This is a genomic window from Serratia sp. (in: enterobacteria) (assembly GCF_046715635.1).
GTDB lineage: Bacteria > Pseudomonadota > Gammaproteobacteria > Enterobacterales > Enterobacteriaceae > Chania.
This window is the reverse complement of sequence record NZ_JBKJYW010000393.1, coordinates 1-11,475: the sequence shown is the minus strand read 5'-3', so window position 1 is coordinate 11,475 and position 11,475 is coordinate 1. Positions and strand designations below refer to the sequence as shown.

Genomic DNA, 11,475 nt, shown 5'->3' with positions numbered 1-11,475 from the left:
AACGTTAACCAATATCACGTCAACTACCGCCAGGGGCAGACCAAGGATCTCAACTCTACCTTCGCCAACCTGAACGGGGGTTTTAACCTGGGGTTATGGCGTTACCGCCAGCAATCCAGCTTCCGCTTTGATAATGAATTTGGCAGCCAGTGGGATACCAACCGCCGCTATGTCCAGCGGGCGGTGCTGCCGTTACGCAGTGAGGTATTGCTGGGGGAAGGTTTTACCGACGGCCATTTCTTCGCCGGGCTGGGGTTTCGCGGCGTCAGGATGACGTCGGACGATCGCATGCTGCCGGACTCGCTGCGAGGCTATGCTCCCGTGGTGCGCGGTATTGCCAACAGTAACGCCAGAGTGACCGTATTTCAGGGCAAAAGCCAACTGTATGAAACCACGGTAGCCCCTGGCCCATTTGCGATTGACGATCTGTTTGCCACCAACTTCTCCGGTGACCTGACGGTGGTGGTGACCGAAGCCGATGGCAGCATCAACACCTTCACCGTGCCATTCTCCGCCGTTCCCCAATCCATGCGCCCCGGATCTTCACGCTATTCGGCGACCCTTGGGCGATCGCGCTTTATCGGCGACAACGACCTGTTCAGCGAGTTAACCTGGCAGTATGGTTTGACCAACTCGTTGACGTTTAACGCTGGCAACCAACTGGCCGATGGTTATCAGGCCTTGATGCTAGGTGGGGTTTATAGTAATTCACTGGGGGCTTTTGGTCTGGATAGCACCTTTTCCCATGCCAACCTGCCGGAAGGCGCTACCTCTGGCTGGATGTTGCATCTCTCCTATAGCAAAAGCTTTATCCCAACGGATACCACGCTTTCCATCGCCGGGTATCGTTACTCCACCGAAGGGTTTCGTGATTTGAGCGATGTGCTTGGCGTACGTCAGGCAGACAGCAGTGGGCAAAGTTGGCAATCCGATTCCTATCGCCAGCAGTCGCGTTTTGAAGTGGCCGTCAATCAGGGGATCGGCTTATTGGGTAACCTGACGCTGTCAGGTTCTACCCAGGATTACCGCGATGGTCGTGGCAGGGATAATCAGCTACAGCTGGGTTGGGGCAAAGTATTTGGCAACGGCGTCGCGTTGAACCTTTCGGTGACGCGTACCCGTAGCCTGAACGGGAATAATAGCGCCTATTACGACGGCAACCAGCCCTATGTGAATGCCAATGGTTCCGCGAGTAGCAATATCTCGCAAACCGTTAGCTCGCTCTCCGTTTCCTTTCCTCTTGGCCGTTCTTCCTCTGCGCCAACGGCGTCGTTGTTCTCTAACCATAGCCAAGGGCAGGGTGGGAACTATCAGGCGGCGATCTCGGGTAACGTGGGGGAGACGCAGCAGGTCGGCTATGGGCTTAATTTCACCACCGACGATAATAACCATAACAGCATCTGGGGGGGCAACCTGCAAACCCGCCTGCCTTATGCCAGTGCCACCGGTTCGGTTTCGGCATCCAGTCAATATTGGCAGGGATCGGCTGCGTTGCAGGGGGCCGTGGTTGCCCATCGCGGTGGGGTTACGCTCGGGCCTTATGTCGGGGATACTTTTGCCCTGATCGATGCCCCTGGTGCGCGTGGGGCGCAAGTGATGGATGGGCAGGGGGCCCGTGTCGATCGTTTCGGCTATGCGCTGGTTCCTTCGCTGGTGCCCTATCATTTCAATACCGTGGCTCTTAATCCGCAGGGCATGAGCAGCAAAGCAGAACTGGAAGATGGGCAACGGCGGGTGGCACCTTTTGCAGGAGCCACGGTGCGGCTGCACTTCAAAACGATCCGCGGTCAGGCGGTGCTGATCAAAGTTCAGCGGCCAGACGGCAGCACCATCCCGATGGGGACCTCAGTGTTTGATGACAACAATAACGATGTCGGCATGGTCGGCCAGGCTAACCAGGTCTATCTGCGCAGTGATAAATCGCAGGGGAAATTGACCTTACGCTGGGGGGAAGGAGCGGCTGAACGATGCAGTCTGCCTTATAAATTACCCCCACCAAGCGATGAGCCGCTCTTGCTGCTGAAGGCGACATGCCGTTGATTCACCGATTATTAACTGGAGGTTATGCCATGAAGTTATCGTCACTGCTGCGCTTGGCGCTGTTGGGAAGTCTACTGGTGGGAGTCAGCCTGCCAGCGGCGGCCAGATGCACCCGGGTTACGCCAAGGATTGACTCCGGGTGTGACGCCTGTGGCGTCGGGGTCGGCCTGGGGCGAATCAACCTGACCAGCACCTACCTGCAGCCTGTAGGTACGCCGCTGGGCAGTAGCGTGTTTGATTTCACCTCCGGCGTCCGTTATCCGGATCCGAATAAAGTCTTGTATCAGTGCGATACCAGTGACGTCGGGCATATTTTTGAAGTGTTTGCCACCAACGGTGACGACCGGGTGGGGGGGTATTATGATTTAGGGGCGATGGATGGTAACCCCAATTATTATGCCACCTACTTTCCCTATGTCGGCATTCGCCTGACCCATCTGGATTCGGGCAAGGTATTTACCCGTTACTGGCAGGCAACGCCGATCACCCGTTACGCTACCGTGGGTAACAAGATCCAGATCCGGGTCAAGGATCTCAGCCCTATCCGGGCCGATCTGATCCGCATCAGTTCGCTCCCCGGCCGTGGTGCCAGTAACTACTGCGGTTACAGTGCATCTAATCCGTTGAGTGGCATGGCTTCCACCACCGGTAATTCGAACTATACCTGCACCCAGCCTAATGGCTATGTGACCTTCCAAGGGCCGGGCATTGCGTCCGATCCTATCGGTAGCGATTCGGCCACCAACTATTCGACCTGGGGAACCGGGCGTTGGAACGCGATGGGCATGGGGACGTCGCCGATTTCCTCTCTTTCTTACACCGCCACCTGTGTGGCACGCAACGTCACGCCGTTGGTGATACTGCCGACGCTTTCCGTCGGCCAATTAACCGCAGGGCGAACTTCTCAAGCCCAGTTCACCATCAATATCGAATGTGATAACGCGGCCGTTTCAGGGATTAGCACCAATCGTACCGCCTTGGGCCTGCAAGTCCCTTATGCCAGCTTTGCCCTGGCGCAACAGCTTGGCCTGGTCAACGCCAGCGGCGGTGTCAGCTATTTGCTCTCCGACGGCTATGGCACGGACAGCAGTGTTGCCACCGGCGTAGGGATTGCGCTTTCCAACAGTAGCAACGGTACGCCAATGAACTTTGTCGGCTGGGCCCGCTGTGGTACTGGCCTGTGCCCGCAGGGTAACAATGCGGGTTGGTACCCGGTTCTCGATGGCGCAAGCCACGGGGGCACCACCACCACGGGGTATACCCATTACACCACGCAACTGACAGCCACATTATCACGCTTGCCGGGGCAGACCGTTACGGCGGGAAAGGTGGATGCCAAGGCTTACGTTTGGGTCAAGGTACAGTAGAGAAAATGATGAAGAAAATCGCCTGTACGTTACTGCTGCTCGGTAGCTTGTTACCTGCCATGTTGGCACAGGCCGGCATCATTGCCTCCGCGACGCGAGTGATTTTTCGTGAGGGCGATAATGAAAAAAGCTTGATGCTCCTCAATACCAACGACTACCCGATCGTGGTACAAACCTGGGTAGACGATGGGGATGTCAATGCAGCTCCCGAGCAATCAACAGCGCCTTTTGTCAGCTTGCCTGCCGTATTTAGTATGCCACCCAAAACTCTGAAAGGGCTGAGGCTGGTTTATAACCAGCAGTCACTGCCCAAGGATAGGGAATCGGTCTTCTGGATTAACCTGTACGAAATTCCGCCGACGCGCCCGGTGATCCCCCCGCTGCAGCCTAGCGTGACCATGGCGATGAACACCCAGATGAAGATTTTCTATCGGCCCAAGGCGGTGGTCGCGGCCGAGAAGGATATACCTAAGCCGGTGTTCACACTGCAAAAGGAAGATAATCATTATGTCTTGCTGTGTGATAACCCATCGGCTGTCCATCTCTCTTTTTCCCGTCTTGCGCTGCGCATTGGCCAGCAGGATTATCCGGTGCAACAAGAGAGCGATATGATGACGCCGCCTTACGGCAGTAAAAAGTATCGGATTGATAATATTGATCAATCAGGATCACTCTCCTCAGCGGTGGTCAACGCCGCGATTATCGATGATCAAGGCAATGCGATAGACCAGCAGTATGCCGTACGGAAATAACAGGCCGCACCTGGCGACCCAATAGAGAATAAGATGATACCCAATAAACATCAGATCGAAATTGAACTGGAACAACGAGCCACTAAGATAAGAAACTCGCCCCCGTTCCATCAGGCGATTATTAAGCATGGTGTGATGATATCCAATGTCTATAAGAATCATCCGATGTTCTACAAAATCATCTTTCGCAACAGCCGATTTATCATCTGCTCGGCTCTGTTGGCTATTTATTACACACAAAAAGAGGCTGCACTGAAGGACGTTAAGTCTTTTTTTAAAGGCAAGAATATTATCAGCGAGAACTCGTTGGACTCTTTTTTGTTCTTTCTGCGCGTGGGTCGTTGGTTAGAGGTTAAAAAGGCTGAACAAGACCGGCGGACGCTGCTGTTTACCCCCACCGAAAATGCCTTGCGCCAAGCTCATGAGCTGGTTTCCTCGATGGCGCTGCCTTACCAAGTGCTAGCCCCCGAAATTCCGGTTGCCGAGATGCTTGAGCAATCCGAGTTCTTGCCTGCGTTCTTTAAGGTTTACGGCCAACTGGTGGTGCAGGAAGTTTATCTGATCGATCTGGTGCCGCAGGCCGCGTTATTTATTACTAAAGATGCGGGTCATATGGTGTTGCTGCTGCTGTTTATGGAAAGTATCCGCCACAATTCCCACATGCTGTTATTGTCCTCGGCAGAGATCGCCAAGTTTAGCTCGGTGTCCCGTACGCATATCAATCGGATCCTGTTGGCGGCAGAAAAATCAGGCTTGCTCACCACCAAAAATAACGTGCTGATTGAGTTAAATAGCTCGTTTATTATGATGGCAGAGCGCTATTTTAGCCTGTATATGGCGATGGTGGGTTATAGTCTGGATGGGGCATGTCAACAGCATAATATCCAGGTCTGCCAGGAAACACATGAGAGTGGTATAGCTGCAATATGCGATTTATAGCATTCAACTAATTATCATGGTATTTATTTTGTTTTCACTGTTTATAATGCCATGATTTTATTGGTTTAATAAAAATCCTATTTTTATATTCTTTTTTGTTTTGTCTTATAGCTGTTAGCTACTAGACTCTTAACTCTATCAGGGGAATATCTGCTTCCCCCCGATCAAATACCTTAAATAGAGCCGGTGGAATAATGCCATTGGCTATCGTACTTTGTGGCATACAGACTGAGAGGTTGGAATGCGAAGTAGGATAATTATTGTAGGTGGTGGTACAGGAGGTACCATACTGGCTAATCTATTGGCCGCCAAGCTACACCGGGAGGTTATCAATAATCAGGTAGAAATCATGATGATTTCTGATTCACCGGTGCATTATTACAAGCCTGCGTTTATGTATGTCGCCTTTAACGCATTTTTCAAACAAGAACTGACCAGGCCACAGCAAAGCCTATTACGGCCAGAGATACAGTTTATGGTTGATAAGGCTGAACAGTTCGATTTATCCCAGCGCTGTGTTTATACCCGTAGTGGCAATAAATATCACTATGACTTTTTAGTCTTTGCCACCGGCTGCGTACCCTGGCCAGAACAGATTGAAGGATTGGCCCAGGTGGGCGATCATTTTTATCAATATCAGGCGGCTCGCCAGTTGGCGCAAAAGTTGGCCACTATCGAGAAAGGGCGCATTTTTATCACCGTGTCGTTCCCGCAAACGCCTAACGTACCACACCAATGTGGTATTGCCCCGGTAGAAACTACGCTGATGCTGGACGATTATCTGCGTCGGCGTGGGGTACGTAACAACGTTGAAATTGTTTATACCTACCCGACCATTTCACAGCTCCTACGTAACTGCCTGTTCCTGCAACGTCCCACCGGCGAGGCTCTGCCCAGCATTTTTGCGGCCCGCGACATCAAGCATCAGCGCGGTTTTACCCTAAGCAAAGTGGATAGCGAACGGCGCATAGCCTATTCCACTGAGGGCGACGAACAGCCCTTCGACATCCTGATGGCTACCCCGCCGATCCGGGCTGTGGAAGCGGTACGCAACACCGGGCTGAGCGATATCGATAACGGCGAAGGTTGGCTCCCCACCGATCACCAGACGCTGCAGGTTTATGGCCAGCAGGGCGTTTATGTGATTGGTGATACCGTCGATCTGCCGGTCAGCAAGGCAGGCGGTTCCTGCCATAACCAGGCTCCGGTGATTGCCGATAATATCGTCGCGGAACTGCGTTTGGGCCAGCCTCACAGCCATTACGACGGCAAGGTACAGGCCATCGCCCAAATGGGGCTACAGGCCGGTATGCCGCTGGTTTACGACTATCGCCATGACGTGATCCCCACCCCCGCGACCAAGCTGGGCGGCATGCTGCGCAACGGGTTTAACCGTGGCCTGTACTGGGCCACCGTACGCGGACTGATTTGAACGGAGGAAATATGGACTCATCGCAAGCACAGCCGTTAGCGGCCCTGTTGGCCAAGCTCGATCCGCTGCTGGCGACCGGCAGGTTGGATAACGTGGTCGATCTGCTGTCGTTACTGTCCGACATAACGGATATTGCGGATAACGCACTGGTGGAAAAATTGGCCGGAGTGTTCGAAGGTGTGGTCTCCGCGGGTTGGGAGGGCGGTATGGCGCTCAAGATGGCGCATAGCGAACTGCAATTGAATACCTCGCCTGCCAGCTACCGTTCGGTCTATACGCTGTTACGCCAGCCGGACACCTTATTAGGATTGATGCTGGTGCTGCGCACGTTGCAAATCATCGGTCAGCGTTTGCGAACCTCGACGTTGCCGGCAGACAACTGACGGCAACTCTTCTCCCCCAACAGGACATCGCTATGTCAATGCAATCCAAACAGGCGTTTGCCACTCGCGCTATTCATCACGGTTATGATCCGCAGCAATTTCTGGGTGCACTTTGCCCACCGGTTTTTATGAGTTCGACCTTTACCTTTCCTTCGGCTGAATATGGCGGCGCCTGTTTCGCCGGCACCGAGGCTGGCTATTTTTACTCACGTATTGCCAATCCGACGCTGAATTTGCTGGAGCAGCGTATCGCCAACCTGGAGGGCGGAGAGGCCGCCGTGGCTTTCTCCTCCGGCATGGGGGCGATCACGGCCTGTTGTTGGACGCTACTGGCTCCGGGCGATGAACTGATCGTCGATGAGACGATTTATGGCTGCACCTTTAGCTATTTCCATCATGGCCTGGCGCGTTACGGCGTGAAAATCACCCATGTTGATCTGACACGCCCAGAGCAACTGGCTAAGGCCATTGGGCCACGCACCCGGCTGGTGTATTGCGAAACGCCAGCCAACCCGAATATGCGCCTGATCGACATTGCGGCCATCGCCGAAATCACTCACGGGCAACCTCGAGCGCAACTGCTGGTGGATAACACCTACTGCACGCCTTACCTGCAACAGCCGCTGGCACTGGGGGCCGATATGGTGGTGCACTCCGCCACCAAATACCTGGGGGGTCATGGCGATCTGCTGGCCGGGTTGGTGATCGCCAAGGCCGAACTGGCGCAGGAGATCCGCCTGGTTGGTTTGAAGGACATGAACGGTGCGGTGCTGTCGGCGCAGGATGCGTCCCTGTTGTTACGCGGCCTGAAAACCCTGCCATTGCGCATGGAACGCCACTGTGACAACGCCCAGCAGTTGGCAGAGCTGTTGGAACAGCATCCGGCGGTAGAGCAAGTGTATTACCCTGGATTAGCGGGCTTCCCGCAGTATGACTTGGCCAGCCAACAGATGAGCCGCCCTGGCGGGATGCTGGCCTTTGAGCTGAAAGGGGGGATGGAGGCCGGGATCCGCTTCCTCAACGCGTTAAACCTGATCCTACGGGCGGTGAGTCTGGGGGATTGCGAATCGCTGGCACAACATCCGGCGAGTATGACGCACTCTGCCTACAGCGCCGAAGAACGCCAGCGGCACCATATCAGCGACGGTCTGATACGGCTTTCTGCCGGGCTGGAGGATGTTGAAGATTTGAAGGCGGATATCAATCAGGCGCTGGCGTGTTGCCAGTAAACCTGCCGCAGCGACCACCAGCCTCGTGAATAGAGGCTGGTGGGCTGATTTTTAGCGGCTTTCTGTTGAGATTACGGCGGGTGAACCCCCACCTTTTTTGCGTACCCACAACGTGTAAGCCAGCGTCAGGAAGGCTACCCAGACTAGCCCGACATACAGCGCAATACGGCTTTCCTCGAAGTAACCGAGCAGGCCGATCACGAACACCATAAACGCTGTAGCCAAGGCGGGCGCGACCGGCCACCAAGGTACTGGGAAGCTCAGCTTGGCCACTTCATCTTTAGTGAGCGTGCGGCGCATGGCTACCTGTGACAGCAGGATCATCAGCCATACCCACACCGTGGCAAAGGTGGCGATGGAGGCAATGATGATAAAGATCTGTTTGGGGATCAGATAGTTGAGCACTACGGCCAACAGCAGGGCAATGGACATCACCAACACCGTCATCCAAGGCACGCCGTTGCCGGTCAGCTTGGTGAAGGCCTTAGGGGCTTGCCCATCTTGCGCCATGCCGTACATCATGCGGCCAGCGCCGAAAATATCGCTGTTGATCGCGGAGATGGCGGCGGTGATCACCACCACGTTCAATACGTTAGCCGCCGAGCTGATGCCCATATGGCTGAAAATCTCGACAAACGGGCTACCGTTCTGGCCGATGCTGTTCCACGGATAGATAGACATCAATACCAGCAGGGTCAGCACGTAGAACAACAGGATACGGACCGGCACGGCGTTGATCGCTTTAGGCAGCACCTTGGCGGGATCTTTGGCTTCGCTGGCGGTGATACCGATAATTTCTATCCCGCCGAAGGCGAACATCACCACCGCCAGGGAAGCAATAACGCCACCGATGCCGTTAGGCATAAAGCCGCCGTGTTGCCACAGATTGCTGAAACCGGTAGCCTCCTGCGTGACGCCGAAACCGAACAGCATCACGGCGGCCCCACCAATGATCATCGCCACAATAGCGGCAACCTTGACCAGCGACAGCCAGAACTCCATCTCGCCAAAGACTTTGACGCTGCACAGGTTAAGCGCGCCGATAAACAGAATGATACTCAGTACCCAGACCCATTGCGCGACATCCGGGAACCATAGCCCCATATAGATGCCGAAGGCCGTCACGTCGGCCAGGGCCACGATCACCATTTCGAAGGTATAAGTCCAACCGGTGAGGAATCCCGCCAACGGGCCGAGATAATGACTGGCGTAGTGGCCGAAGGAGCCGGATACGGGTTGATGTACTGCCATCTCCCCCAAGGCACGCATCACCATAAATACCGCCGCGCCACCTACCAGATAGGCAAGCAGTACGGCCGGGCCAGCCAGTTGAATAGCACCAGCGGAACCATAAAACAGACCGGTACCGATGGCCGAACCGAGGGCCATAAAGCGGATATGTCGCGCGTTCAGGCCACGCCGGAGTTGGGGTTTCTCATTACGCATGTTGCTTCTCCGTTTTAATCATATTGTTGTCGGACAGGCAGCGCTATCCGCACTGGGGGAACGAACCCCGGCGGGATAGAGGACGAATTGTGCAGGGTAATATGCCATGCCCCAGACTAAGGGGCACGGCTTAAAGGCGTTACGCCTGGCTAGGTAACAAGGTGGTTGGGATCAGCGCGGTCAGATGGCCTGCCGCCAACAGTTGGCTGGCTGCTTCGATATCGGGGGCGAAGAACCGATCCTTATCGTAGTAGGCGACATGTTCGCGCAGCAGATGCCGAGCCTGCTCCAGCCCTGCGGTGGTTTGCAGACCTTTACGCAGATCCAGCCCCTGGCAGGCCGCTAACCATTCGACGGCCAGAATGCCGCGGACGTTATCCGCCATTTCCCACAGGCGACGACCTGCTGCCGGTGCCATCGAGACATGGTCTTCCTGGTTGGCCGAGGTTGGGATGCTGTCAACGCTGGCCGGGTGCGCCAGTGCCTTGTTCTCGCTGGTCAGCGCTGCGGCGGTGACCTGGGCGATCATAAAGCCGGAGTTTACCCCACCGTTATCCACCAGGAACGGTGGCAACTGCGACATGTGTTTATCCATCATCAGTGAAATACGGCGCTCGGAGAGTGAACCGATTTCGGCGAACGCCAGCGCCAGGTTATCGGCGGCCATGGCTACCGGTTCGGCGTGGAAGTTGCCCCCGGACAGCACATCGCCCTGTTCGGCAAACACCAGCGGGTTATCGGACACGGCGTTGGCCTCGATCTCCAGGACTTCTGCGGCCTGGCGGATTTGCGTCAGGCAGGCACCCATCACCTGCGGTTGGCAGCGCAGGGAGTAAGGATCCTGCACTTTTTCACAGTTGGCGTGTGACTCCGACACGGCGCTGCGTGCGCCAAGCAGGTGGCGATAAGCGGCGGCGGCGTCGATCTGCCCACGCTGGCCACGGACTTCGTGGATCCGTGGATCGAACGGGCTGCGAGATCCCAGAGCGGCCTCCACGGTCAGGCTGCCGGTTACGGTGGCGGCAGCAAACAGATCTTCAGCATCAAACAGGCCACGCAGCGCAAAGGCGGCGGAAACCTGGGTGCCGTTCAGCAGTGCCAGACCCTCTTTGGCTGCCAGCGTTAGCGGTTTCAGACCCGCTTTGGCCAGCGCCTCGGTGGCGGGTAACCACTCGCCCTGATAGCGGGCTTTACCTTCGCCCAACAGCACCAGACTCATGTGCGCCAGTGGGGCCAGATCGCCTGAAGCGCCAACGGAACCTTTCAGCGGGATATGCGGATACACTTCGGCATTCACCAGCGCCATCAGCGCCTGGATCACTTCCAGACGGATGCCGGAGAAACCACGCGACAGGCTGTTGATCTTCAGCACCATAATCAGGCGCACCAGGCTGTCATCGGTAGGTGCACCCACACCGGCCGCATGTGACAGCACGATGGAACGTTGCAGGTTCTCCAAATCTTCGCGGGCGATACGGGTGGAGGCCAGCAGGCCAAACCCGGTATTGATGCCGTAAGTGGTACGGTTCTCTTCCACAATGCGTTCCACGCAGGCCACGCTTTGCTGGATCGCGCCGTAGGCGTTGTCGTCCAGCGTCAGGGTGACCGGGTGCTGATAAACCTGGCGCAGTTCGGCAAGCGTCAGCTTACCTGGGCGGATAGTCAGAGCTTTCATGCTTTTTCTCCCTGAGTGGCGGCAACCATCGGCAGGTTCAGACCTTGCTCGCGAGCGCAGTCGATAGCGATTTCATAACCTGCATCAGCATGGCGCATGACGCCGGTGGCCGGGTCGTTATGCAGCACGCGGGCGATACGCTCGGCGGCTTCATCGGTGCCGTCACAGACGATCACCATGCCGGAGTGTTGGGAGAAGCCCATGCCGACGCC

The 11,475-nt window shown here is 55.7% G+C and carries 9 protein-coding genes and 1 pseudogene; 7 read left to right on the top strand and 3 right to left on the bottom strand.

Translation table 11 applies throughout. The annotated features are described in order from the left end of the window. The 7 genes from ACLQ7H_RS20405 to ACLQ7H_RS20375 all read left to right on the top strand — a co-directional run. The coding region (locus tag ACLQ7H_RS20405; RefSeq protein WP_411754241.1) for a fimbria/pilus outer membrane usher protein at positions 1-2,040 on the top strand (2,040 nt) is incomplete at its 5' end. Positions 2,041-2,069: 29 nt separating this feature from the next. Beyond that, a complete protein-coding gene (locus ACLQ7H_RS20400; RefSeq protein ID WP_411754240.1) occupies positions 2,070-3,407 on the top strand; it encodes a fimbrial protein in 1,338 nt (445 codons plus the stop codon). 5 nt (positions 3,408-3,412) lie between these two features. Further along, a complete protein-coding gene (locus ACLQ7H_RS20395) occupies positions 3,413-4,159 on the top strand; it encodes a molecular chaperone (RefSeq protein ID WP_411754239.1) in 747 nt (248 codons plus the stop codon). Positions 4,160-4,192: 33 nt separating this feature from the next. Beyond that, complete coding sequence (locus ACLQ7H_RS20390; protein ID WP_411754238.1) at positions 4,193-5,098, top strand: hypothetical protein; 906 nt, start codon at positions 4,193-4,195, stop codon at positions 5,096-5,098. 241 nt (positions 5,099-5,339) lie between these two features. Then, positions 5,340-6,530: an FAD/NAD(P)-binding oxidoreductase gene (locus ACLQ7H_RS20385; protein WP_411754237.1), complete on the top strand. Its 1,191-nt coding sequence runs from the start codon at positions 5,340-5,342 to the stop codon at positions 6,528-6,530. An 11-nt stretch (positions 6,531-6,541) separates the two neighbouring features. Beyond that, positions 6,542-6,913 (top strand): hypothetical protein, encoded by a 372-nt coding sequence (locus tag ACLQ7H_RS20380; protein WP_411754236.1) that lies wholly within the window; start codon positions 6,542-6,544, stop codon positions 6,911-6,913. Positions 6,914-6,945: 32 nt separating this feature from the next. Then, entirely contained in the window at positions 6,946-8,142 is a 1,197-nt protein-coding gene (locus ACLQ7H_RS20375) for a methionine gamma-lyase (RefSeq protein WP_411754235.1), read from the top strand. 51 nt (positions 8,143-8,193) lie between these two features. On the opposite strand, the gene ACLQ7H_RS20370 is transcribed toward ACLQ7H_RS20375, so the two are convergent. From ACLQ7H_RS20370 to ACLQ7H_RS20360, 3 genes and pseudogenes are all read right to left on the bottom strand, one after another. Beyond that, positions 8,194-9,588, bottom strand: coding sequence for an amino acid permease (locus tag ACLQ7H_RS20370; RefSeq protein WP_411754234.1), 1,395 nt, complete (start codon positions 9,586-9,588; stop codon positions 8,194-8,196). Positions 9,589-9,727: 139 nt separating this feature from the next. After that, positions 9,728-11,263, bottom strand: a complete 1,536-nt coding sequence (gene hutH / locus ACLQ7H_RS20365; RefSeq protein ID WP_411754233.1) for a histidine ammonia-lyase — start codon at positions 11,261-11,263, stop codon at positions 9,728-9,730. Continuing rightward, positions 11,260-11,475: pseudogene (locus ACLQ7H_RS20360) on the bottom strand (urocanate hydratase); the annotation flags it as partial. The gene hutH and the pseudogene ACLQ7H_RS20360, both read right to left, overlap by 4 nt.

Coding starts and splice junctions, on each gene's coding strand:
- ACLQ7H_RS20400 (WP_411754240.1), top strand. CDS start 2,070: ATGAAGTTATCGTCACTGCTGCGCTTGGCGCTGTTGGGAAGTCTACTG.
- ACLQ7H_RS20395 (WP_411754239.1), top strand. CDS start 3,413: ATGATGAAGAAAATCGCCTGTACGTTACTGCTGCTCGGTAGCTTGTTA.
- ACLQ7H_RS20390 (WP_411754238.1), top strand. CDS start 4,193: ATGATACCCAATAAACATCAGATCGAAATTGAACTGGAACAACGAGCC.
- ACLQ7H_RS20385 (WP_411754237.1), top strand. CDS start 5,340: ATGCGAAGTAGGATAATTATTGTAGGTGGTGGTACAGGAGGTACCATA.
- ACLQ7H_RS20380 (WP_411754236.1), top strand. CDS start 6,542: ATGGACTCATCGCAAGCACAGCCGTTAGCGGCCCTGTTGGCCAAGCTC.
- ACLQ7H_RS20375 (WP_411754235.1), top strand. CDS start 6,946: ATGTCAATGCAATCCAAACAGGCGTTTGCCACTCGCGCTATTCATCAC.
- ACLQ7H_RS20370 (WP_411754234.1), bottom strand. CDS start 9,588: ATGCGTAATGAGAAACCCCAACTCCGGCGTGGCCTGAACGCGCGACAT.
- hutH (WP_411754233.1), bottom strand. CDS start 11,263: ATGAAAGCTCTGACTATCCGCCCAGGTAAGCTGACGCTTGCCGAACTG.